This window comes from Candidatus Hydrogenedentota bacterium (genome assembly GCA_019637335.1).
Classification (GTDB): Bacteria; Hydrogenedentota; Hydrogenedentia; order Hydrogenedentales; family JAEUWI01; genus JAEUWI01.
The window spans coordinates 253,345-275,528 of sequence record JAHBVV010000003.1 but is presented as its reverse complement, the minus strand read 5'-3'; the positions used below and the strand labels follow the sequence as shown (position 1 = coordinate 275,528).

General features: G+C 64.2%; 21 protein-coding genes. 7 read left to right on the top strand and 14 right to left on the bottom strand.

The genetic code is table 11. From position 1 onward, the window contains the following. Positions 1-61 precede the first annotated feature (61 nt). Positions 62-1,132, top strand: coding sequence for a LacI family DNA-binding transcriptional regulator (locus KF886_06370; GenBank protein MBX3176962.1), 1,071 nt, complete (start codon positions 62-64; stop codon positions 1,130-1,132). Between the two features lie 831 nt (positions 1,133-1,963). Here KF886_06370 and xerD read toward each other — a convergent pair. The 3 genes from xerD to KF886_06355 form a co-directional block, all read right to left on the bottom strand. Next, positions 1,964-2,857, bottom strand: coding sequence for a site-specific tyrosine recombinase XerD (gene xerD, locus KF886_06365; protein ID MBX3176961.1), 894 nt, complete (start codon positions 2,855-2,857; stop codon positions 1,964-1,966). Positions 2,858-2,962: 105 nt separating this feature from the next. Further along, the gene (locus tag KF886_06360; protein MBX3176960.1) at positions 2,963-3,616 is read right to left on the bottom strand and encodes an OmpA family protein; all 654 of its coding nucleotides are present in this window, start codon (positions 3,614-3,616) and stop codon (positions 2,963-2,965) included. Positions 3,617-3,903: 287 nt separating this feature from the next. Continuing rightward, positions 3,904-4,326, bottom strand: coding sequence for a sigma-70 family RNA polymerase sigma factor (locus KF886_06355; GenBank protein MBX3176959.1), 423 nt, complete (start codon positions 4,324-4,326; stop codon positions 3,904-3,906). An 826-nt stretch (positions 4,327-5,152) separates the two neighbouring features. On the opposite strand from KF886_06355, the gene KF886_06350 reads away from it, so the two are divergent. Together KF886_06350 and KF886_06345 are read left to right on the top strand one after the other, a co-directional pair. Then, positions 5,153-6,406 carry a hybrid sensor histidine kinase/response regulator gene (locus KF886_06350; GenBank protein MBX3176958.1) on the top strand — a complete coding sequence of 418 codons (1,254 nt, stop codon included), beginning with the start codon at positions 5,153-5,155 and terminating at the stop codon, positions 6,404-6,406. 183 nt (positions 6,407-6,589) lie between these two features. Beyond that, positions 6,590-7,720, top strand: coding sequence for a hypothetical protein (locus KF886_06345; protein MBX3176957.1), 1,131 nt, complete (start codon positions 6,590-6,592; stop codon positions 7,718-7,720). On the opposite strand, the gene KF886_06340 is transcribed toward KF886_06345, so the two are convergent. Beyond that, positions 7,717-9,336 (bottom strand): FAD-binding oxidoreductase, encoded by a 1,620-nt coding sequence (locus tag KF886_06340; protein ID MBX3176956.1) that lies wholly within the window; start codon positions 9,334-9,336, stop codon positions 7,717-7,719. The two genes, KF886_06345 and KF886_06340, sit on opposite strands and share 4 nt — an antisense overlap. A gap of 14 nt (positions 9,337-9,350) precedes the next feature. Beyond that, a complete protein-coding gene (locus tag KF886_06335; GenBank protein MBX3176955.1) occupies positions 9,351-9,605 on the bottom strand; it encodes a Smr/MutS family protein in 255 nt (84 codons plus the stop codon). Between the two features lie 120 nt (positions 9,606-9,725). Here KF886_06335 and KF886_06330 point away from each other — a divergent pair, with 120 nt between their 5' ends. Next, positions 9,726-11,354, top strand: a complete 1,629-nt coding sequence (locus tag KF886_06330) for a sodium:solute symporter (GenBank protein ID MBX3176954.1) — start codon at positions 9,726-9,728, stop codon at positions 11,352-11,354. Between the two features lie 34 nt (positions 11,355-11,388). On the opposite strand, the gene KF886_06325 is transcribed toward KF886_06330, so the two are convergent. Further along, on the bottom strand, positions 11,389-11,568 hold the full coding sequence (locus KF886_06325; protein MBX3176953.1) for a hypothetical protein: 180 nt from the start codon (positions 11,566-11,568) through the stop codon (positions 11,389-11,391). A gap of 745 nt (positions 11,569-12,313) precedes the next feature. Here KF886_06325 and KF886_06320 point away from each other — a divergent pair. Further along, the gene (locus KF886_06320; protein MBX3176952.1) at positions 12,314-13,084 is read left to right on the top strand and encodes a DUF1295 domain-containing protein; all 771 of its coding nucleotides are present in this window, start codon (positions 12,314-12,316) and stop codon (positions 13,082-13,084) included. Between the two features lie 53 nt (positions 13,085-13,137). Here KF886_06320 and KF886_06315 read toward each other — a convergent pair whose 3' ends face one another. From KF886_06315 to KF886_06295, 5 genes are all read right to left on the bottom strand, one after another. Then, positions 13,138-13,767 (bottom strand): hypothetical protein, encoded by a 630-nt coding sequence (locus tag KF886_06315; GenBank protein ID MBX3176951.1) that lies wholly within the window; start codon positions 13,765-13,767, stop codon positions 13,138-13,140. A gap of 92 nt (positions 13,768-13,859) precedes the next feature. Beyond that, complete coding sequence (leuD, locus tag KF886_06310) at positions 13,860-14,456, bottom strand: 3-isopropylmalate dehydratase small subunit (protein ID MBX3176950.1); 597 nt, start codon at positions 14,454-14,456, stop codon at positions 13,860-13,862. 664 nt (positions 14,457-15,120) lie between these two features. After that, positions 15,121-16,527: a 3-isopropylmalate dehydratase large subunit gene (leuC, locus tag KF886_06305; protein MBX3176949.1), complete on the bottom strand. Its 1,407-nt coding sequence runs from the start codon at positions 16,525-16,527 to the stop codon at positions 15,121-15,123. Positions 16,528-16,595: 68 nt separating this feature from the next. Continuing rightward, the gene (locus KF886_06300; protein MBX3176948.1) at positions 16,596-17,162 is read right to left on the bottom strand and encodes a DNA-3-methyladenine glycosylase I; all 567 of its coding nucleotides are present in this window, start codon (positions 17,160-17,162) and stop codon (positions 16,596-16,598) included. A gap of 386 nt (positions 17,163-17,548) precedes the next feature. Next, the gene (locus KF886_06295) at positions 17,549-18,208 is read right to left on the bottom strand and encodes a diguanylate cyclase (protein MBX3176947.1); all 660 of its coding nucleotides are present in this window, start codon (positions 18,206-18,208) and stop codon (positions 17,549-17,551) included. A gap of 317 nt (positions 18,209-18,525) precedes the next feature. Between KF886_06295 and KF886_06290 the strand changes: the two genes are divergently transcribed. Together KF886_06290 and KF886_06285 are read left to right on the top strand one after the other, a co-directional pair. Beyond that, positions 18,526-19,005, top strand: coding sequence for an OmpH family outer membrane protein (locus tag KF886_06290; protein ID MBX3176946.1), 480 nt, complete (start codon positions 18,526-18,528; stop codon positions 19,003-19,005). Positions 19,006-19,228: 223 nt separating this feature from the next. Beyond that, positions 19,229-19,717, top strand: a complete 489-nt coding sequence (locus KF886_06285; GenBank protein ID MBX3176945.1) for a hypothetical protein — start codon at positions 19,229-19,231, stop codon at positions 19,715-19,717. Between the two features lie 69 nt (positions 19,718-19,786). Here the strand turns inward: KF886_06285 and KF886_06280 are convergent, their stop codons facing one another. The 3 genes from KF886_06280 to KF886_06270 all read right to left on the bottom strand — a co-directional run bounded on the left by KF886_06280 (position 19,787) and on the right by KF886_06270 (position 22,131). Continuing rightward, the gene (locus tag KF886_06280) at positions 19,787-20,734 is read right to left on the bottom strand and encodes an ABC transporter permease (protein MBX3176944.1); all 948 of its coding nucleotides are present in this window, start codon (positions 20,732-20,734) and stop codon (positions 19,787-19,789) included. Further along, a complete protein-coding gene (locus KF886_06275) occupies positions 20,734-21,687 on the bottom strand; it encodes a sugar ABC transporter substrate-binding protein (GenBank protein MBX3176943.1) in 954 nt (317 codons plus the stop codon). Before KF886_06275 ends, KF886_06280 begins: the two co-directional genes overlap by 1 nt. Before the next feature lie 90 nt (positions 21,688-21,777). Further along, positions 21,778-22,131, bottom strand: coding sequence for a DUF202 domain-containing protein (locus tag KF886_06270; protein ID MBX3176942.1), 354 nt, complete (start codon positions 22,129-22,131; stop codon positions 21,778-21,780). Positions 22,132-22,184: the final 53 nt, after the last annotated feature.

Genomic DNA, 22,184 nt, shown 5'->3' with positions numbered 1-22,184 from the left:
GCCGTGACCGGTGTGCTAGTGTGTAGGCAGCGGGTGGAACACGGGAGAGCCGCATCCAGCCATGGCGCAACGAACTCCAGGCCGCTACACGATTCACGACATTGCGCACGAATTGGGCGTTTCCGCGCGCACGGTGAGCCGCGTCATCAACGAACAGCCGGGCGTCGGCCGGGCCACGCGCGAGCGCGTGGCGGCGTTTGTGCGGGAGGTCAACTTCCACCCCCACTCCGGCGCGCGCAGCCTCCGCCGCCAGCGCATTGACTGCATCGGGGTGGCGGTCACGTCGCCGCACGATATTATCCCGATCAGCGACGATGTGCTGAGCTGGCTCTTTTTCGAGCTCAACCGGATCTTCCAGTCGGGCGAATTCATCGGATTCGACTTGAATCCGCCGCTCCGGGGGGACGAGTACGACTATGCGCGGGGCGTGAGCGAGCAGCGCTTCGGCGCGTGCGTCGTGGCGGGTCCGTTGCGGACGCACGACACGATTATTCACCGGATCCACGACGCGGGCTGCCCGTATATGGTCATGGGGCGGCTGGACAGCTTCCCGGAGGTCTCCTGCGCGACGGTGGATTATGAGGCGGCGGCGTATCTGAGCACGAAGTTTCTGATTGACCAGGGGCACACGCGGGTCGGGCTGTTGCTCGGCCTGGACGGGTTCCAGCCGGGGGTGGAGCGCCGCCGGGGCTACGGGCGCGCGCTGGAGGAGGCGGGCATTCCCTTTGACGATTCGCTGGTGCGCCCGGCGGGCTTCGACACGGAACAGAACGCGCGCCTGACGCACCGGCTTCTCCTGGAGCGGGATGTCACGGCGATTGTCGAAAGCAGCGGCGCGGAAGACGGCGGGAGCATCCGCGAGGGCGCCCGGCGCGCGGGGCGCATGCCGGGCGAGAATCTGGATATCGTGGAGTGGACCTACACGTACCGGGCGGCGGTTGTTTCGGAGGCGCGGGCGCATGTGTGGCTGCCGCTGCGCGAGGCGGGCTCCGAGGGCCTGGAACTGCTGGCCGACTGGTTCTACGAGCGGCGGGCTGAACCGTTTCAGGTGGTGTACCAGCCAATCCTGTACGACACGCCGCACGACACGGAGCCGGCGCCCTGGAAGCCGATCTTCACGACGCATACGTGAGTGTGGGATTTTCACCGTCCCAGTCCTGCTCAGACAGGAAGGCTCATCCGGTTTGAAGGTACATCGGCAACGGTGACGGCCGATCTGAGCCGATTGCCCGGTTCTCATTTCCAGGCGGCGACGTTATGAGCGGATAGAAGATTCCCTGGACCTTTTCTGTAGCGCAGACGGTGTACTCGGCAGCAGAACTGGATGCCAACGCACTCTTTTCGGCCCGAAGGGCCAACGCAGGGGTTTGAGTGGCGGGTTTCTTATACGCCCTGAATGGGCCGAAGATACGCCGAAGGCGGACAGCGCAGTTGAACTTCGGAAACGCTGGACTGGCTCACCACTGCGCTGCCCTTTCAGGGCGGAGAAGGTGGTGTCCCCGTGTTCCCCGGGCGTTGCCCGGGGCTGGGAGCTGCACTGGCCCTTCGGGCCGAAAGACCAGTCGAACCGATTTCGTCAACTGAGGCTCCAACCGGCATACATTGGCGGTTCCGGATAATTCGGGCACGAAGAAACGCCTGTGAATAATCCCGTACGACCAAACCGGATGAACCAACGGGAATGTCCGGGTCCCTGGCGCGCCTTCGGCGCGGAACACAGGCGGGACGCCCGCCTCCGGCGCGTCATGGACCTGTGCCACTTTCTTTTGCAGGTGGTTTTGGTCGCGTCTGGTGGCGCCGAGGGCGGGAAGGTTTGCGACACCATACGCTCAGACTGGAATGCCGGAGCCCCTGGGTCGAACGTACACCAAACAAGCCCAAACCAACCTAATCGGTGCAGCGCAAAACTGTCAACTGTCAACTGTCAACTGTCAACTGTCAACTGTCAACTGTCAGCCGCCCCTCAGGCGCGGGGGTGGAATTTACGGTGGGCCTCTTTCTGGCGCGCGGTGCTGACGTGGGTGTAGATCTGGGTTGTGGCGATGTCGGCGTGGCCGAGGAGTTCCTGGACGGCGCGGAGGTCGGCGCCGTTGTCGAGGAGGTGGGTGGCGAAGCTGTGCCGCAGCATGTGGGGCGTGACGTTTCTGGCGATGCCGGCGGCGCGGACCCAGTGCTTCACGATTTTCCACACGGCCGCGCGGCCGAGACGCTTGCCGGCGGCGTTGAGGAAGAGCGTGTCGTCCTTGCGGGGCCCGGCGTTTCGAAACTGTAGCCAGGCGAGCAGCAGGGAGCGCGCGCGGGCGCCGAGCGGGATCAGGCGGACCTTGCTGCCCTTGCCGCGCACGCGCACGACGCTCTCTTCCAGGTTGATCATGTTGACCGGCAGGTTGGCCAGTTCGGAAATGCGCAGGCCGCACGCGTAGAACAGTTCGAGGAGGGCCGAATCGCGCGCCGCGCGGACTTCATCCTCGCAGGCGGCGGGCGCGGCGAGCAGGCGCTCGACTTCGTCGCGGGAGAGGCTGTGCGGGAGCAGGCGCGGCAGGCGCGGCGTCTCGATGCCCTCGGAGGGGTCGCCGGGGGCCAGGCGCTCGTCGCGGGCGAACTGATGAAAGCGGCGAATGGCGCTCAGGTGGCGCGCGATCGAGCGGGATTGCAATCCGCTCGCGATGAGGCCCCCGAGGTGATCGAGGATGTCCTCGCGCATCACCGCCTCCAGATCGGTCACCCCGTTGTCGACGAGGAAGCCGGTGTATCGGCGGAGGTCGGCGCCATAGGCCGCGAGCGTTGCCTCGGCGAGTCCGGCCTCGAAGACGGCCATCTCGAGGTAACGATCCAGGGCGGCGTCCAGCGAGGTCATGCGCGGCTCCATTCCGATATCGCGGGGCGCGGCCCCGGCATAAACGAAGCCCGGCGCCTCGAAAGGCGCCGGGCTGAAGGTACGTCGTTTCGCGTCACGCGCGGCTTAGTTGCCGAGGGTGATCTCGAACTCGGCGCGGCGGTTAAGCGCGCGGTTCGCGCGGGTGTCGTTCGGCACCGCGGGCTGGCTCTCGCCCATGCTCTTGGTGGCGATCCGGCTGGCGTCGATACCGTTGGCCGACAGGTAGGCCGCCACGGAGTCCGCGCGGCGCTGGCCGAGGGCCATGTTGTAGGCGTCGGTGCCGATGCTGTCGGTGTGGCCGATAACCACGACCGTGTCGCCCGGGAACTTCTGCATCTCGGCGATGAGCTTGTCCAGTTCGGCCTTGCCCTCCGGCTTCAGGTTCGACTTGTCGAAGTCGAACAGGACGTTGTTCAGCACGATAGCGGTACGGCTCGGCGCGGGCTGCTGTTCAACCGGCGGGGCCGGGGGCTTGGTCTCTTCCTCCACCATGGGCTTCTGCCAGGGGCTGTGGTAGACGATACCGCGGTTGCCCCAGAGCTCGCCGTCATTGGCGTTGGAAGCGGGCTCTTTCGGCCACCACCAGTACCCCGAACGGCCCTTCGTGTCGGCCGTCGGCTCGGGCGTCGCGCCCGTGTTGCCCCACCAGGACATGTCGTCCCACTGTTTTGCGGCTTCCGCACTGCCACCAAATCCACAGAGGGCGGCAATCAGAGCCAATGCGATCAATCGTTTCATCACGGTCGTTCTCCTTCTTCGCTTCAACTGAAACAAGTTTTTCCGCGTTGTTCCATGGTCATACAAAGTACACGGTACTCTGTAACCACCATTTAACCACAATGCTCAGGGCCTGTCAAGCAATACCCGGATTTTTTGCACTGTTTTCGGGTATCGCCAGCGGCGCACGCCGTCCGGGCCGAGTGCCCGGATCCCCTTTGAAGGTATTCTAACACGCAGGGGGGACCGGTGCAACATTCGGGCGGGCGCATCGCGAGAATACTGGAAAAACTGGGCCGCGCGCGCCATCAAACCGCCTCCCGCAGTTTGCCCTGGAGCGCCGCGAGCGCCCCCGAGATCTTCGGGTCATCGCTCTGGTCGACCAGCTTGCGCAGTTTCGGAATCGCCCCGCCCACCTTCTTGCCGCCGCGGACGGTGCCGAAGAGGTGCCGGCTGACGGTGGACTGGGTCAGTTGGAGAATGACCGCGATGTCTTCCTGGGTCTTCCCGTAGTAGTAGTAGAGCTTCACCACCTCCTGCTGCCGCCGCGTGAGGCAATTTTCGATGAAGCTGTTGACGGAGGGGCGCACTTCCTCGTAGAAGGCCTGCATGGCGTAGCGCCGCTCCCGATCTTCGTCGGATTCGTAATAAAGGGCTTCGGTCGAAGGCACCCGATCGAGCGTGGCGGACTCGGTGGGGACCTCCCAGAAATCTGGATTATAGCTGGCCATAACGTTGTTCACTTTCCCTGAATCGTTGTTCACTGTCACCCTGTCCCGTGATGAACCATCGGCTGGTTGCGCGCAGTCGCGTCCCGGCGGCGGAGGCTACACACATGGCGTTGTTCGGTACGGTGGTGATTACGTGTTTCATTGGGGTATTCCTTCTTGGGTTTGGGTTGTGGCCGGCCCGGAGGCCGCGTCCGTGGGGTACGAAAAAAGCCGCGGGCGATTCGCTTTCGCCCGCGGCCTGGTATGCGCTACTGAATGTTGCTGGATTTCGTCAGTGCATATACGTCACCTCAGGCCGGGCGCCGCCACGTACAATGGCGCGCCACACCACGGCGTTTACGCGCGTCGCGGTGCACATGGTTTTGTTCTGGCCTGACGGGGTATGCATCGAACGAATTCCTTGCGATTTCAATTGCAGAAGTCTATCACGTTCCGGCGCCATATACAAGGGCGTTTTTCGATGGCGCGAACACGATGTGAATATGCCTTAATCGGGAATATGCGCACTTTTTGGGGACAACTCAAAAAGAAAACCTGGACGTGCGTTATGTTCCACGCTGGCGCATTGGAAAGCCCTTCGGCGCTGCACATTTCTGTACACATTCTCGGGCCTGAACGCCCTTCGTACAAAAATGTACATCGGACGCCGACAACGCAGGCCCCATAACCGATATCTTTACAGCATGTTATACCATTTCGCAGTTTTGGCGTAATTTGTGCTTACTTATGGGCAGCCGTCCGAAATTGCAGCGCCATCGACACGAGGCCGCTGCGATCCGGACGGACAATGGTGTGGTCTGGTTTGATCCCTGGAATGGAGTTCGCCGTGGAACTGGTATCCCCGCTCTTAACCCCCCTGGAGCATCAATTGGCGGTCGCCTCGGCGGAGCCGGTTCGACACGCCGCCGCCAGCCGCGGCCCGGAGCCTATGAAAAGCACCCGCAGCACGGCCCAGTCCCTGGGCGATCTCAACTTGGACGATACGTCGCGCATCCTGATTGTGGACGATGAAAATGGCCCGCGCCAGTCCCTCCGCGTGTTGCTGAAGGAGGAGTATGAGGTGGCGCTGGCGAACGATGTGGAGTCCGCCCTGGCACACCTTGAACAGGAGCCTGTGGACATTGTCATCACGGACATCCGGATGCCGCGAAAGACGGGCATTGATTTGCTGCGGGAGGCGCGGCGCCGGGGCTTCGATACGGAGTTTATCATCCTCACGGGCTACGGCGAACTCGACACGGCGATGAAGGCGATTGAATACGGGGCCTTCGCCTACCTGGAGAAGCCATTCGACCACGAGACGATGCAGGAGAAGGTCCAGGCCTGCATGGAGAAACGGCGCCGGGACATGAACCGGCGCGCGCTGGAATGTCTGGCGATGGAGGCCAACCGCTTCGAGACGCTCGGGCGGCTGATATCGGGGACGATGCACGACCTGGGCACACCGCTTTCCGTGTTGGGCACGCACCTCGAACTGCTGAGCGCGGATCCCACGGCGGAGAGCCTGGCGAAGCGCCTCGGCACGATGGAATCGCAGGTTCGCCACTGCACGGAGCTGGTGCGGTCGACGATGAATTTCCTGCGGCACTCGCCGGAGGAGTTGATGCCCTTTGACATCAATTCGGCGGTGGAAGTGTGCCTGGACGTCGCGCAGCCGCTGCTGAACCGGCAGCGGGTGGCGTTGCACACGGAACTGAGTACTGAAATCTCCATTTGCGTCGGCGATTTTGTGCTGGTCCGGCAGGCGATCCTCAACTTGATTTACAACGCGTGCCAGGCGATGGAGAATCAGGAGGAGTCCCAGGAGATACACATCCAGACGCGTTGCGAGAACGGCGAAATTCTCCTTCAGATCCGGGACACGGGCCCCGGAATCCCGGACAAACACCGGCCGCGCATCTTCCAGACGCTGTTCAGCACGAAGGGCAAGAAGGGCACGGGGCTCGGCCTGAGCGTGGTGCGCAACATCATGCTCAAACACGGCGGCGACGTCACGCTGATGCCCCGGGACGGACGCGGCGCCTGCTTCCTGCTGCACTTCCCCGTCCGGACGCAGGAGAGGCGCGGCCCGGCGGCCTGAAGGCTTTCACGACGCGGCGCCGGCGCCATCCGTTGCGCCGCATTGCCCCCTCCTGTCCAGCCAACGGCATATCCATTGCGGCGCGCCGTTCTTTTTTGCACACGCCCCGGCCCGGTGCTACTATAACCGGCGATGTCTGGCAGCCGGCGGCGCGCCGGCCCCCTATACCCAAGGAGTATCGCCATGTGGCGTGGTAAGCAGTACCTGGGCGGCCTGGCCGCCCTTGTCTTCGTCGTCAGCGGCGCATTTTTCACCGGCCCGGGTTGCGGGCTGATTGCGGATACCGATCGCATCGTGGTCGCGAAGATCGGGGACAAGAGCATCACGCGCGGGGATCTTTTCCGGCTCATCTACGAGATGGACGACGACGAGCGCCCGATCATCCGGTCGCGGATGGACTATCGGCGTGTGCTCGACCAGTACATTGACCGCCAGATCAAGATGCCGCTCGGGCAGCAGATGGCGCAGGAGGGGAAGCTGAACATCGATCGGGAGATGGCGCGCGAGCAGTTCTTCAAGCAGAGCGGCGACCGCGAGCAGGAATACCGGCACATGTGGTCGGTCCCGGTTCCCAAGGATGGCGAGGAGACGGAGTTGATGAAGGTGTACAACCTTCGGGCGGCGGACATCCAGGCAATGAAGAACATCATTGAGCAGGAAACGGATCGGCTCATCGAGCAGATGCAGGGCGAGGCGGCGGTGCACACGCTTGCGGCGGAGGCGTTCCGTAACGGGGAGATCGAACTCGACCCGGAGGCGCTCCGTCTGGAATATGAGATCAACCAGGAACAACTGCACACCTTCGAGGGCATGACCTTCCTCGGCCTCCAGTTCCCCGCGTCGGATCCGGAATCCAGCGCGGAGGCGAGCCGGGTCCGCGAGCGCGTGAACAACGGCGAGTCGTTCGACGCCATCCTCGAAGAATACCTGGCGCGCAGTATGCGTTACGGGATTGAATCGGACATTGAGAACAACCCGAGCCTGACGCGCTTCCAGACTTTCTGGGACCAGGCCTCGGGCGCCCGGGAGGGCGACATCCTCGGGCCGCTGTACATGCCGGAGTATGCGCGCGCGGGGCAGGACGCAAGCGGCCAGCCGGTTCAGCAGACGGTGCCGGCGACCTACCTGGTGTTCAAGGTCCTGGAGCACCGGCCCGCGCGCACGTTAACGCTGGAAGAGGCGACGCCGATGCTGGCGGCGCCGATCGCCTACGCCGCCATGATGGAGAAACTACGCGATGAGCGCGGCGTGGAGGTCTACGAGGATAAACTGCCCGAAGTCCGCGGCGGCGAACGGGATATCTTCGGGGACTAGCGCGGCCTGGTGGGGATGTATCGCCCCGGGGCGAGCACGCCGCCGGGGTCCAGGGTGTGCTTGATTTCGCCGGCGACTTCCCAAAACACATCGCCGGGCAGCGCCAGTTTGGCCATGCCCTGGGGGCTGCTGCGGTACGGTATGAAGCCGAGGGCCATCGCTGCGGAGGCGGCTTCCTCGTAGCACGCGGCGGCGCGCTCCCCCTCCCCCGGCGCGCTCCGGTCGAAGGAGACGTTGAGCACGGCGACCATGGCGCGCTCGTTAAGCAGGGTGAAGGTCACGGGCAGATCGAAGCCGTGCGCGTGGAAGACGGGCTCGACGGCATCGAGCAATTGCCGCGCGCCGGCGCCGCACAGGGGCAGCACCGGGGCGAGCCAGATCAGGCCCGCGCTGGTTTCGAGGGGGTCCACGATGCGTTCGGGCTCGGCGTCGCGCAGGCGCCAGCCGAGGCTCTGCAATGGCATGTCGGTGGGAATGCCCTTGAGCAGGCCGTAGTTGGGATCGAGGGCGTCGAGGTGCTTCTTGAGTGTGCGCCCTAAACCGGCGCGGTTCAGCCATCCGCAGACCCATTTGCCCAGCGCGAGCTTGCGATCATTGACGAACATGGTGCGCCCGAGCCCGCGAAACGCGCGCCGCAGCCGCCGCCTGGCGTCGCGCACCTGTGCGGGCGTCCCGCTGAGGGATCCGGTGATGTTCCAGGCGCCGAGCCGCGTTTCGGCGCGCAGCTCCTCGCGCAGGGCCGGGGGCAGGGGCGTTTCGCCGCCGGCGCGTTCCCAGGGGTAGCGGTCCATGCTGGTGAAGACGCGAAGATCGTTGCCCAGGTGCACCGCGCTGTTGAGGATGCCGTGCATGCGCAGGGGTCGCAGACGATCCACGGCCTCCGCCAGGTCCTCGTCGCGAGGAACGCGGATGAGAAAGAAGCTGAAGGCCTCGGGGCGCGGGTACAGCCAGACGCCCATGCGAACCACGATGCCGAGGTTGGACTGGAGGAAGAGGCCGTCCAGAATGGGCCCGACGCCGTAGGGATAGACGTGCTTCGTTTTCGCGCCGGGGTAGTGGCCGAAACCCGTTTCCAGGAGGCGTCCATCGGGCAGCACCACCGCCATGCCGCAGGTGCTTCGCACGTGATCGCCGTAGGGCGTGTGGCCGAAGCCGCGCTCGACCGCATTGCCCGCGATCGTCGCATCGGGCCCGGCGCCGGTGATGTCCACCCAGTAGTCCGGCGCGGCCGCGCGCACCGCCTCGTACAGTTGCTGCTGCGTGACGCCGGGCTCAATGACCACGTAGCCGAGTTCCGCGTTGATTTCGAGAATCTGGCGCATGCGGCCCAGGTCGACGATAGCCGCGCCCGGCTCCGGAGCGCAGGCGTCGCCATAGCCCCAGTTGCGCCCGCCGGAAATCGGGTAAATCGGGCAGGCATGCTCCTGGGCAATGCGGGCGATGGCCTGGACGTCGGCGGCGGACTCGGGATAGAGGACGCAGCGTGGCGCTGTGCCGTGGGGCTGCATGGTGCGCGCATAGCGCGCGATGGTCTCCGCGGAGGCGTCGACCCGGGAAGGATCCAGCGCCGCGGACCAGGCCGCAATAGCGGGATGGATCGCGTGTTCGTCGGACATCGCCTTTCCCCCACTCAATGCCGGAAATGCACGAACAGCCGCCCGAAATTCTTGCTGTCCTTTTCGATCCGGTGGTAGAGCTGTTTGATTTCTCCGCGTTCGAGAAATTTCAAGACCTTCTTCTTTAGCTGGCCGCTTCCCTTGCCGGGGATAATCTCCACGAGGCTGATCCGCTTTTCCACGGCCTCGCGGATAATCCGGTTCAGCTCCACCTCGATGCGGTCGCCCTTGTTGTATATTTCGTGCAGATCCAGTTTCAACTTCGCCATGCCGGCCTGTCCCATCCGTGCTGGAGTTGTACCGCGCGCGCGGATGCAGTACCATCAGCCGCGCGGGGCGTGGCGGAAAGTATAGCGTATGCGCGCGGCAAAGGCGAAGGAGAGAAGCCCATGCTCAATGCGGTGGACTGGACGGTAATCGGGGGCTATTTCGGGCTGGTGTTCGGGGTGGCCTGGTGGGCCTCCCGCGGCGAAAAGGATCACGAGCGCAACAGTGCGGACTACTTCCTGGCGGGACGCAACGTGGGCTGGTTCGTCATCGGCGCGTCGCTCTTCGCGTCAAACATTGGATCGGAGCACCTGATCGGCCTGGCGGGCACGGGCGCGGCCAGCGGGCTGGCCGTGGCGCAGTTCGAGGTGCAGGCCTCGCTCGTGCTCCTGCTGCTCGGCTGGTTCTTCGTCCCCTTCTACCTGCGCAGCGGCGTGTTCACGATGCCCGAGTTCATGGAGCGGCGCTACTCCCCCGCCGTGCGCTGGTACCTGGCGGGGATCTCGGTGGTGGGCTACGTCCTGACGAAGATCTCCGTCACCATTGCGGCGGGCGGGATCGTCTTCGAGTCGCTGATGGGCATCGACTTCTGGACCGGCGCGCTGCTCGTGGTGGTCGCCACGGGCGTGTACACGATCCTGGGGGGCCTCCGAGCGGTGCTCTACACGGACATGCTCCAGGTCTTCGTGCTCATCGGCGGGTCGGTGCTGGTCACGATCATCGGCCTGCAGCACGCCGGCGGCTGGGACGCGTTGCGCGAGGCCGCGCCGGCGGGATTCTTTTCGGTGTGGAAGCCGATGACGGATCCCGCGTTTCCCTGGACGGGGATTCTCTTCGGCGCGCCCATTCTGGGCGTTTGGTACTGGTGCACGGACCAGTTTATCGTGCAGCGCGTGCTTGCGGCGCACGGCGAGGACGATGCGCGGCGCGGCACGATCATGGCCGGCCTGCTGAAGCAGCTTCCGCTGTTCATTTTCGTGGTTCCCGGTATCATCGCCATGGTGCTCGCGCAGTCGGGCGCGCTGGCGCTGGAACGCAGCGATCAGGCGTTGCCGGTGCTGGTGGCGACGGTGCTGCCGATGGGCCTGCGCGGCGTGGTGATTGCCGGGCTGCTCGCGGCGCTGATGAGCTCGCTTTCGTCGGTGTTCAACTCGTGCTCGACGCTCATCACGTGGGACATCTACCGCAAGCTGCATCCGGACGCGAGCGAGCGGACGCTCGTGCGCGTGGGGCAGCTTTCCACCGGGGTGCTCGTGGTGCTGGGGCTGCTGTGGATCCCGCTGATGGCGAATGTTTCCGAACAGCTGTACCAGTATCTCCAGAGCGTGCAGGCCTACATCGCGCCGCCGATCGCCGCGGTTTTCCTGATCGGCCTGCTGTGGGGCCGGGTCAACGCGGCGGGGGCCATCGCGTCGCTGCTCACCGGCTTCGCCCTGGGGATGGGCCGCCTCGCGCTGGAATTGAACAAGGCCAGCCTCGGCGAAGAGGGCGCGCTGATGTACATCGCCACGATCAACTTCCTGCACTACGCCCTGCTGCTCTTCGGGGTTTGCACGGCGGTGCTGGTGGTGGTGAGCCTGATCACGCGGGCCCCGGACCCCAACCGGGTCCAGGGCCTCACGCACGCCACCGTCCGGGGCGTCGCGCCGCTCGGGCAGCCGGTGTCGCCATCGTGGCGCCGGGCCGATCTGGGGCTTACGCTGGTGCTCCTCGGGCTCGTGCTGCTTGTGTGGATCTACTTCCGGGGATAAGACCGCCGGCCAGCGGGAAGTCCGCGAACAGCCGTCACCCTTTGACATCGCCCGTGGCGACGCGCACCCCGCCGGTGAAGGTGCTTTCGCTGCCGCCGGAGACTTGATACGACGTTATGCGCACGTTCTCGAGCTCCCAGCCGCCCTGCACCATTTTCGCCTCTTCACTCGACACTTCGCGCTGCTCCAGATCTTGAATCTTAATGGTCGCCATTGGTGTTTCCTCCACCCCTGCGGGGGTTGTTCTGTGTCCATGCCCGCATCGGGCGTCTGCGGGGTGATGAGCCGGTTTCGTGCCAAACTGGCCTATGGACGTTAACCTGCTGTGTTGCAGTGGTTTAGATTTTCAGAGCCTGGTGCTGAGGTCGTGCGCCCGTCGGGGGTATCAGTCTCAAAACGGGGATCCGGCATCGAAACAGGGCCGCGAATTGCGCGGGGCAGCATCTGGCTGTAAACGCGTTAATTTGAACCGCGAATTCACGCGAATTCACGCGAATGACGAATTGACTGCATTTCCTCGGATTTCGAGGCGGGTGAACATGGGTCGAACGACGGTCCGAGTGCGCCGCTCGTGCGGGGTGAAGCTGGCGAGGGTTGGTTGGTGGATTGGGGTGGACTTGGAAGGGGTGGGGTGTTGTGGGTGTTGCAGCACTCGTTGCCGCGGGCAGGAATGCCCGCGATCCTGTGTAGCGCTCGCGCGGGGTAGCGCTGGCGAGGTTGGGGCGTCTTGCTCCAGGCACACGAAGGCGCCGGGGGCGCCATCGCGTGGCACGGGGCGTTGGGGGCTGCGCCTCTTTGCCGGCCAATGTCGCGGTCGTGATGGCGTGGGCGTTTGTTGTGTCGGGCAGGATGCCCAACCTCCTGGGGGGCGCATTTCAGCCAGATTTGCATCAAACCGTCGCAATCTTTACCTTCGCTCGCCGGAACGGGTACGCTGATGCCGGAAGGAACCTCACGCCATGCTGCTACTTTCGGCCGTTATCCTGCTGGCCTTTGCCGTTGTTCAGTGGGTGATCAGCCTCGCCGCGCGGGACGCGAGCATCGCCGATCGCTTCTGGGGGCTGGGCTTTATCCTGGTCTGCGTTGCCGGGCTGCGCACGGTTGATCCGGTCACGCCGCACAAGGTGCTGCTGGCGGGCCTGGTGTTCCTCTGGGGCGCGCGCCTCGCCATCTACATCACCTGGCGCAACTGGGAGAAGGGCGAGGACTACCGCTACCGCGCGATGCGCGCACACCACGGCGCCCGCTTCGCGTGGATCAGCTTTTTCACGGTCTTTCTGCTCCAGGGCTTCCTGACGTGGTTCATTGCGCTGCCGATCCAGATCACGCTGATGGCGGAAAACGCCGTGCCGGCGGAGTCCGCGCTGGTGATGGCGGGCACACTGGTATTCGGGGCGGGGCTCTTCATTGAAGCACTGGGCGACTGGCAGCTGGCGCGATTCAAGGCGAACCCGGAAAATGCGGGGAAGGTCATGGATCAGGGGCTGTGGCGCTATACGCGGCACCCGAACTATTTCGGCGAGGCGGTGGTGTGGTGGGGCCTGTTTCTCGTGGCGCTCCCGGCGCCCAATGTGGGCTTCACGATACTGAGCCCGATCGTGATGACCCTGCTGCTGCTGAAGGTGTCCGGCGTACCGCTGCTGGAAAAGCGGATGGCGGAAACCCGGCCGGCCTACCAGGAATACGCGCGTAAGACGCCCGCGTTTTTTCCGTGGCGTCCGCGGGCGTAGGGCGGGTGGACCCCAGCCGGGACCTACCGGCGCGCGGGCCCGGATTCATTCGGTCAGAAATGTGGCGGAAAAGAGTTCTGCCGGATACTACCCATACTTTCAGCCCAAGATCTGGCCCTCACAGACAATTCAGGTCCGTCGATTAACGCCACGTACTCGTCGATCATTCCAGGGTCTACAAAGGCTATCACCTTCAACGCGCCATACAACTGCGACTGGCCCCGCTTGTTGCGCCGTCCCCCCGACAAGGGCGTAAGGCAGGCATTGCGAAACTCGCTCAAAACCAATTCAAACACATAACGCGGCCCATAGGCCGCTGCCCCAATTAGAAACTCCAGTGCGTCCGCACGTCGGATCGGACTGGGTTCTTTGCTCATGATTTCCAGCAGGCGTTTACACTCGAGCTCGGTCCACTTCGCGTCATTCGACTCCGCAATGACTCGAAGGGGCCAGGCGGATACGCTAACAACTCGATTCCGCTCTCTCAAGAGCAGCGCTGCTTGGAAGGCGTCAGCAATCAGGCTTCTCCGGGCGTTCAACTCCTGGGTGCGCAGTGCCACAAACGACAGGGCCTGGCACCTAAACCACGGATCAGGAATCTCGCGGGCCATGACAAGCGCCCTTTCCAAATCCTCTGAGACCAATGCCTTTACCTGATCACGAATCTGGGTGCTGATACACATCACTCTCAACTCCTGTCGGAGCAACAGCCTCGAAGGAAAATGCCCCGCGCCAAACCTGGCGCGGGGCCGCCAACAGGGGCGAAGCGCCCCGACTATGCGACGCCGCGTTTTTGTTCGTAGGCCGTGATTTCGGCGTCGTGGAGGAGGGTCAGGCCGATCTGATCCCAGCCGTTGAGGAGGCGCTCCTTGAGGAAGGCGTTCAGCTCGAACGAGAGTGTCTCGCCGTTGGGCCTGGTGATCGTCTGGCTGGGCAGGTCGATCTCGAGGCTGTAGCCTTCGGTCGCGCGGACCTCGGGGAAGAGGCCATCAACCACGTCGGACGGCAGCACGATGGGGAGCATGCCGTTGTTGAAGCAGTTGTTGTAGAAGATGTCGGCGAACGACGGCGCGATGATGCAGCGGATGCCGTAGTTGTCGAGGGCCCAGGGCGCGTGCTCGCGGGAGGAGCCGCAGCCGAAGTTGTCCTTCGCCAGGAGGATGCTGGCGCCCTGGTAGCGCGGGGCGTTCATCTCGAAATCGGGGTTGGGCGTCTTGCCGTCTTCGAGGTAGCGCCAGTCGAAGAAGAGCATGTCCTCGTAGCCGGTGCGCTCGATGCGCTTGAGGAACTGCTTGGGGATGATCTGGTCGGTATCGACGTTGAGCGCTTCGAGCGGGGCGACGATGCCCTTCAAGGTCGTGAATTTCTGCATGGTGTATCTCCTGCGGTGGATGTGCCGCGGTGGTTTTATGTTATAGCCGCACATTTGGGGCTTGCTAAAGCATCCATCGTCACTTCGCCCGCGTTACTGGATTCCCGCTTTCGCGGGAATGACGGAATGGCGGGGCGACGATGCCCTTCAAGGTCGTGAATTTCTGCATGGTGTATCTCCTGCGGTGGATGTGCCGCGGTGGTTTTATGTCTTCTCCGCGAAAGCGGGGCTCTTGAGAATTTCTACTGTGGCCTCGTCCGCGTTCCTGGATTCCCGCTTTCGCGGGAATGACGGAATGGCCTCGCCCGCGTTACTGGATTCCCGCTTTCGGGACTGTCGATTTAACTGGTGCGGACGCGTCAAAACCTACAAGTTTGTGCTAACGCCCTATGGCGTCATTCCCGCGAAAGCGGGAATCCAGTGGAATTCGGAGGTTTGCGCGATCGCGTCGCTGGATCCCCGCGTTCGCGAGGATGACGAATCTGCTCCTTCCTTCCATAGTGTAGGGTGAGTTAAGTAAACCGACAGCCCCTTTCGCGGGAATGACGGAATGGCGGGGCGACGACGCCCTTCAAGGTCGTGAATTTCTGCATGGTGTATCTCCTCAAGGAGGGGGGACATTCGTGTCCCCGTTCGGGGACTGGAAAGTCCCCGCTCCATAGTTTCAGTTAAACTGCCACTCGCGGATGTCGACGAAGTGGCCCTTGATGGCGGCGGCGACGGCCATGGCGGGACTCACGAGGTGCGTGCGTCCGCCCTTGCCCTGCCGCCCCTCGAAATTCCGGTTGGAAGTCGAGGCGCAGCGGTCGCCGGGCTGGAGGATGTCGTCGTTCATGGCCAGGCACATGGAGCAACCCGGCTCGCGCCATTCGAATCCGGCTTCCTTGAAGACCTGGTCGAGGCCTTCGGCTTCGGCGGCCTTCTTGACCTCGTAGGAACCGGGGACGACCAGCGCCTGCTCGATGCCGGGGTGCACGGTGTAGCCCTTGATCACGCTGGCGGCGGCGCGGAGGTCCTCCAGGCGCCCGTTGGTGCAGGAGCCGAGGAACATCTTGTTGATCTTGATCTCGGTGAGCGGCACGCCTTCGCCGAGGCCCATGTAGCGCAGGGCCTTCTCGGCGGCGAGGCGTTCGTTGCCTTCGAGTTCGGCGAGCACGGGCGTTTTGCCCTTCACGCTCTTCACCATGCCCGGCGACGTGCCCCAGGTGACCTGCGGCTCGATGTCGGCGGCATTGAGCTCCACCACGCGGTCGTAGGCGCAGCCGGGATCGGAGGCCCACTGCTTCCATTCCCCGGCGAGTTCCTCAAAGGACCTGTCCTTCGGGAGGTAGGGGCGGCCCTTGAGGTATTCCACGGTCTTCTCGTCGGGCGAAATGAGGCCCGCGCGCGCGCCGCCCTCGATGCTCATGTTGCAGACGGTCATGCGGCCTTCCATGCTGAGCGCGCGGATGGCCTCGCCGGTGTACTCCATGACGTAGCCCGTGCCGCCGGCCGTGCCGATCTTTCCGATAATGGCCAGCACGATGTCCTTCGCGGTGACGCCGACGGGGAGCGCGCCGTTCACGCGCACCTCCATGGTCTTCGACTTCTTCTGGAGGAGCGTCTGCGTGGCGAGAACGTGTTCGACTTCCGAGGTGCCGATGCCGTGCGCCAGCGCGCCGAAGGCCCCGTGCGTGGAGGTGTGCGAATCGCCGCAGACGATGGTCATGCCCGGCGTGGTGAGGCCCTGCTCCGGCCCGGTCACGTGCACGATGCCGTTACGCCGGTCGTACATGTCGAAGCAGACGATCCCGTTCTCTTCGCAGTTTTTCTTCAGGGTTTCCACCTGCTGCTTCGAGAGCGGATCCTTGATCGGAACGGACCGGTCCGTCGTCGGGATGTTGTGGTCCATGGTCGCGAAGGTGAGCTCGGGGCGGCGCACCTTCCGTCCGTTGAGGCGCAGGCCTTCAAACGCCTGCGGCGACGTGACCTCGTGCACGTAGTGCCGGTCGATGTATAGGATCGTGTCCTGTCCCTCGGGCTCCGCCACAACGTGGGCGTCCCAGATTTTCTCGTAGATATTCCTGGCCATTTTTTCCTACCTCTTCTCTTGGCGTAAACGCGGCGCACGCGCGCCGCGCGATTGAATACTCACTCCGGTCATGCGAGTTCGCGGTAGCGGAAACAGTCCACCACGTGATCGTTCACCATGCCCGTGGCCTGCATGTGCGCGTAGCAGATGGTCGAGCCGACGAATCGGAACCCGCGCTTTTTCAGGTCCTTGCTCATGGCGTCGGACACCGGCGTGCTCGCGGGCAGATCGGCGAGCGACTTCCAGCGGTTGACTATGGGCTTTCCATCCACGAAGCGCCAGATGTACGCGTCAAAACTGCCGAATTCCTCCTGAACCTGAATGAAGGCCCGGGCGTTGGCCACGGCGGCGGCGATTTTCAGCCGGTTTCGGACGATATCGGGGTTCTGGCGCAGTTGTTCCTGGCGCGCCTCGGTAAAGCGCGCCACCTTTTGGACTTCAAAGTTCGCGAAGGCCTTGCGGTAACCCTCGCGTTTTTTCAGTATCGTGCTCCAGCTGAGGCCGGCCTGGGCGCCTTCGAGGATAATGAACTCGAAGAGTTTCTGGTCGTCGTGCACCGGCACGCCCCACTCCGTGTCGTGGTAGGCGATGTCGAGGTCGCCCTTCGCCCATCCACAGCGGGTTTTTTCGCGCATCGTTCGACCTCCCGGCGTTTGCCGTGTCGTGTTTGTTCCGTCACCCCCTTCGGGGGTTCCATGCTGGGGGACGTACTGACCCAGGGTTCGCTCGTTCGCGCTGTTGCGCGACCTCGCTTCACCCTACGGTATGCCGCCACTACGTGGCTATGCCGCGACGCGCTGTCTTCCGGCGCTGTAGCTTTTCGGGCTTATCCGCATTCCGGCGCGCCTTGCGGCGTTTTTTCACAGGCGGGCCGCCTGTGCCACATTCCTGTTCGGTCTTCGTTCACGGGAGGGACGCCCGCGCCAGGCCCCTGCCCGGCGTCATGTCGCTACCCACCTTCACGACCCACTACTTAATCGCTACAGCCTACAGCCTACAGCCTAAAGCCTAAAAAGCCTCCTCACGCATTATACTTCCGCAGCAGGTCGTTCAGCGCCTCGCGCAGCAGCACGGCCTCGCCGATTTTCTTGCGCTCGGCGAGGCGTCGCAGGCCGAGGAGCTGGCCCTGCATGTAGTGGCTTGTCTTCGTCACCATCTTCTCCTCGCGAGCGAGGCAGACCTTGTTTCGGCCGCTTACTTTCGCGCGGTACAGCGCCTCGTTCGCCTTGTGCACAACATCCGGGGCCTTGTCGCCGTCGTCCGGGTAGCTGGCGAGTCCGGCGCTGACCGTCACGGGGATTTGTACGGTCTTCCCCGCCACCGCCACTTCCCGATCGCCCGCGCAGGCCGTGCGGAACGCTTCCATCTGGAGGAAGGCCTGCTCCTTCTCCACGCCCGGCATTACCGCCGCGATCGCGTCGCCGCCGAAGCGGTAGACTGCGCACGAGGCGTCAAGGCGCGCGCGCAGGGCTTCCGCCAGATCGCGGATGAGCTGATCGCCGCCATCCCGGCCATGGGCCTCGTTGATCGCGCCGAACAGGTCAATATCCAGGACCGCGAGGGACACCACGGCCGGATTCTTCGCCTTGCGCGCGAGCCGCGCCGCGAAATCGGCTTCGAAGGCGGCGCGTCCGGGCAGTTTGGTCAGGGGGTCAATGCGATCCATCGCGGCATCCGACATGGTAACCTCCGGGTATGCACATTCTCATACATAGGATGACCTATGTATTATTTCCTATGTATAACATAAGAGCCTGCGGATTGCAAGTGGAATCGCCCGCATTTCGTGCGTTCGATTCCTCAAGCGCGGGGATATCGTTCCAATTTGGTTCAAAGCCCGGATTCGGCTTGCGGGAGCCGCGGGAGGCGTGTTAGGGTCGAAGAACCCTATCGGCAGCGCTTCCCACCCTACACGGCAAAACCCCATCTTGAGCGCAACGCTTTCGGGAAGCCCCTATTGCCGCGATGCGCTTGAATCCAACGATGAAAGGCATATCCATGACTCCACAACGAAAGCGGCGCATCTGGATCCTGACGGGAGTTTGCGGCGCGGCCCTGGCCGCGCTCCTGGGGTCGCAGGGCACGACCCGCGCGGCCGAAGGGTTTGCGATCGGCACGTTCGAGCCCGGCCGTATTGCGGAGGCCACCGGTTTGCAGCAGCGCCTGAGTGAGCAGATTGGCGGTTTGCAGCAACGCATGCAACAGGCGCAGCAGGAGGGCGACCAGGAGCAGATGCAGCAGATCCAGTCGGAAGCGCAGGCGATGCAGCAGAAGGCGGTGGCGGAATTCGAGGCATCGATTGACAAGGCCCTCCCCGCTGTGGCGGAAGAGGCGGGCCTGAAGCTCATCGCGGTCGAAGTCTCCTATATGGCGCCGGACATCACATCGAAGGATGTGACGGACGAGGTGATCGAGGAGATGGGCGGCGCCGTGGCGGCCGCTCCGGAGTTGTCCCTACCGCCACTTCAGGGCCAGTAGCCCTGAGGTCGATGCCGCCCCGGATCCTCCGCCGTCTCGCGCGGCGCGTCCGGGGCGGCTTTTCTTTGTGTGTTTGCGTGGCGTATAACCACCGTGATACTGTGTGGCGCTTATTCTGCGTTGCTTTCCCTTACTCCTTCCCGTTCCCAAACCGGCGCACCGGCCGGGGGAGCAACGCGTTTTTCCGTTGCGCTCCACCCTGTACCTTCGAAAGGCACCCAGCATGTCCGCACCACGCACGAAAAAGATCTGGATTGTTACCGGCGTTTGCGCCGCCGCCATCGTGGCCCTGTTCGGGCAACACGGCACGTTGCGCGCCCAGGAAGCGGCGCCCGCCATTACCGTCGGGACATTTCAGCCGGGCCGCGTTGCCGAGGCCACGGGCGTCCAGCAACGCCTCATGGAGCAGGTCAACGGCCTCCAACAGCGCATGATGCAGGCGCAGCAGAGCGGCGACCAGGCGGCCATGCAGCAGATCCAGACCGAGGCCCAGGATATGCAGCGGAAGGCGATAGAGGACTTCGAGGCGTCGATTGAGCAGGCCATGCCCGCGGTTGCGGAAAAAACCGGCGTTCAAATTATCGCGCTTGAAGTCTCCTATATGGCCCCGGGCATCACCTCCAAGGACGTGACGGCCGAGGTAATAGCGGAGCTTGGCGGCACGGAGGAAGAGGCGCCGGCCGAGGAAGGCGCCGAGCCGCAGGCGCAGTAAGTTACCCTGAATTCCAGCGTCCCGGGCGACCGCTTGCGTGTCGCCCGGGGCTTTTTGTTTTCGGGTGGTTCAGCGGCGCGCCTGGCTCCAGCGGCCGCGGTAGTAGTCGAGAATGACGGCGACCACGATGACCGCGCCGGTCACCACGCGCTTCACGGGGTCGTCGACATCGATTTGGACGAGCCCGGAGCCGAGCACGGCGATGATGAGGACGCCGAAGAAGGTGTTGATGACGGATCCCCGTCCGCCGAGCAGGCTGGTTCCGCCGACGACGACGGCGGCGATGGCGTTCAGCTCGTAGCCCGAGCCCATGTTGGGATCGGCGCTGGAGAGGCGCGCGCACAGGACCACGGAAGCCAGGCCGGCGGCGGCGCCGCTGAGCATGAAGACCACGACCTTGAGGCGGTTCACGGGCAGCCCGGAGAGCCGCGCGGTTTCCTCGCTGGCCCCGAGGGCGAAGAGTCCGCGCCCCCAGGTGGTCATCGAGAGCGCGCCCTGCGCCAGCAGCACGACCGCGATGGCCACGAAAAACAACAGGGTCAATCCGCCGGCGGTGATGCCGGTCAGCTGATCGACGGGGCGCCCGATATAGAGGGTCTGCGAGTTCGTCACGAGGTAGGCGGCCCCGCGCGCGGCCTCGAGCATGCCGAGGGTGACGATGAAGGAAGGCAGGCGCCAGCGCACGACGATCAGGCCGTTGATCAGCCCGCAGGCGGCGCCGGTCGCCAGGGCGAGCGGGATGGCGAGGTACACCGGCCACCCCCAGACTACGATGGCCGTGCCGAGGACCGCCCCGCAGAGGGCCATGACCGAGCCGACCGAGAGATCGATACCGCCGATGATCAGGACGAAGGTCATGCCGGTGGCGATGAGCAGCGCGTCGGGTATCTGGTTGGCCAGCGACAGGAAGTTGCCCTGGCTGAGGAAATGCTCCGACCGGGACCCGAAGAAGGCCACGAGCAGGGCGAGCGCCGCGGCGAGTCCCAGGTAATTGATGATATGGCGGAGGACCGGCATCAGGGGGCCGCCGTAACCAGGTCCACCGGCGTTTCCTGGTCCGCGGGCTGCGCGCCGCCCCGCAGCATCTCCAGGGCGTACTCGATGCCGAAGACCGCCAGATCGCCCGCGTGCTGGTCGGCGGTGGCGAGGAGCGCGCCCTCCGCGAGCAGCGCCCGGGCGGCGGAGATATTGTCGAAGCCGACCACCTTCACCTGGCCGAGCTTGCCCGCCGCGCGCAGCGCCGAGATCGCGCCCTGGGCCATGCTGTCATTGGCGCAGAGTATGGCCTTTAGATCCGGGCGGCTCGTGATCATCGCGGTCACGACCTCATTCGCCTTCGCCTGCTCCCAACCGGCCGACTGGCTGGTGACGATGCTCATGCCGGCGGCGTTCATGGCGTCTTCAAAGCCGAGCTTGCGCTGGATGGCGTTGTAGGCCGAGGGCACGCCCTCGACGATGGCCACGGGATCGCCCGGCTGGAGCTGCGCCGCCAGGTAGTCCCCGACTTTTTTCGCGCCGGCGCGGTTGTCCGGCCCGACGAAAGGCACGGCCATGCCCTGATCCGCGAGGACGGCCGCGTCGAGTTTGTTGTCGATGTTCACCACGATGATGCCCTGGTCCTGGGCGCGCTTGCACACCGCGACGAGCGCCTTGGAGTCGGCGGGCGCCAGCACGATCGCATCCACCTTGCGCGCCATCATCTGCTCAACGAGTTGGACCTGCCGGTTCACGTCCAATTCATTGGGGATGCCCTCGGCGATCAGGGTGTAGGCGTCTGGATTCGCCGCCTGGTGGGCCTTGGCGCCGTCTTCCATGGTCTTGAAGAACTCGTTCGCCAGGGACTTCATGATGAGGGCTACGGCGGGCTTTTTCGTGTCCGCCCCCGCGCTCTCCGGGGCCGATCCGCCGCCACAGCCGGCCAGCGGCCCGAGGCACATTGCCAACGCAAGTATTCCAAACAGTCGCTTCATGGGTCTCTCTCCTTCGCTAACGCGGCGCAATCGCCGCGGATTCATACAGGCCGGCGCACCGGCAGCGGATTGCCGCCCCCATCCCCTCCCCTATTCCTGCTCTTCGTGATCGTGCTGCGGTTCCGTTTTTTCCTCCAGGGGATGGGTCGACTCGCCGGTCTGGCGTTCCAGGGCGGCCGCAACGCGCCGCCGCATTGCGACGTAGCGGCGCCAACCCATGAGGGCGACCACAATCGCGGCGAGAATGAAGACAACGCCCGCCGCGGAAATCAGCGGGGCGTCGAAGAACTTGATGGCGGATCCCCCGGTGATCAGGAGCGCGATCGCCGTTCGCCCGTAGGCCAGCAGCGTGCGCTCGTTCGCCAGCTCGGTCCGGTCAATCGCCAGAAAATCGTTCAGTGTCAACTTCTGGCCGCGAAAACGTTCGTAGGGGTTTGGAAACATGGCCCCCAGTATACCGGAACCCGCGATCCATCTGGCAATGGGGAGTTAGGCTT

Coding starts and splice junctions, on each gene's coding strand:
- leuC (MBX3176949.1), bottom strand. CDS start 16,527: ATGGCCAGGAATATCTACGAGAAAATCTGGGACGCCCACGTTGTGGCG.
- leuD (MBX3176950.1), bottom strand. CDS start 14,456: ATGCAGAAATTCACGACCTTGAAGGGCATCGTCGCCCCGCTCGAAGCG.
- KF886_06315 (MBX3176951.1), bottom strand. CDS start 13,767: ATGTGTATCAGCACCCAGATTCGTGATCAGGTAAAGGCATTGGTCTCA.
- KF886_06290 (MBX3176946.1), top strand. CDS start 18,526: ATGACTCCACAACGAAAGCGGCGCATCTGGATCCTGACGGGAGTTTGC.
- KF886_06270 (MBX3176942.1), bottom strand. CDS start 22,131: ATGTTTCCAAACCCCTACGAACGTTTTCGCGGCCAGAAGTTGACACTG.
- KF886_06355 (MBX3176959.1), bottom strand. CDS start 4,326: ATGGCCAGCTATAATCCAGATTTCTGGGAGGTCCCCACCGAGTCCGCC.
- KF886_06295 (MBX3176947.1), bottom strand. CDS start 18,208: ATGTCGGATGCCGCGATGGATCGCATTGACCCCCTGACCAAACTGCCC.
- KF886_06335 (MBX3176955.1), bottom strand. CDS start 9,605: ATGGCGAAGTTGAAACTGGATCTGCACGAAATATACAACAAGGGCGAC.
- KF886_06285 (MBX3176945.1), top strand. CDS start 19,229: ATGTCCGCACCACGCACGAAAAAGATCTGGATTGTTACCGGCGTTTGC.
- KF886_06345 (MBX3176957.1), top strand. CDS start 6,590: ATGTGGCGTGGTAAGCAGTACCTGGGCGGCCTGGCCGCCCTTGTCTTC.
- KF886_06330 (MBX3176954.1), top strand. CDS start 9,726: ATGCTCAATGCGGTGGACTGGACGGTAATCGGGGGCTATTTCGGGCTG.
- KF886_06280 (MBX3176944.1), bottom strand. CDS start 20,734: ATGCCGGTCCTCCGCCATATCATCAATTACCTGGGACTCGCCGCGGCG.
- KF886_06325 (MBX3176953.1), bottom strand. CDS start 11,568: ATGGCGACCATTAAGATTCAAGATCTGGAGCAGCGCGAAGTGTCGAGT.
- KF886_06275 (MBX3176943.1), bottom strand. CDS start 21,687: ATGAAGCGACTGTTTGGAATACTTGCGTTGGCAATGTGCCTCGGGCCG.
- KF886_06300 (MBX3176948.1), bottom strand. CDS start 17,162: ATGCGCGAAAAAACCCGCTGTGGATGGGCGAAGGGCGACCTCGACATC.
- KF886_06320 (MBX3176952.1), top strand. CDS start 12,314: ATGCTGCTACTTTCGGCCGTTATCCTGCTGGCCTTTGCCGTTGTTCAG.
- KF886_06340 (MBX3176956.1), bottom strand. CDS start 9,336: ATGTCCGACGAACACGCGATCCATCCCGCTATTGCGGCCTGGTCCGCG.
- xerD (MBX3176961.1), bottom strand. CDS start 2,857: ATGACCTCGCTGGACGCCGCCCTGGATCGTTACCTCGAGATGGCCGTC.
- KF886_06360 (MBX3176960.1), bottom strand. CDS start 3,616: ATGAAACGATTGATCGCATTGGCTCTGATTGCCGCCCTCTGTGGATTT.
- KF886_06370 (MBX3176962.1), top strand. CDS start 62: ATGGCGCAACGAACTCCAGGCCGCTACACGATTCACGACATTGCGCAC.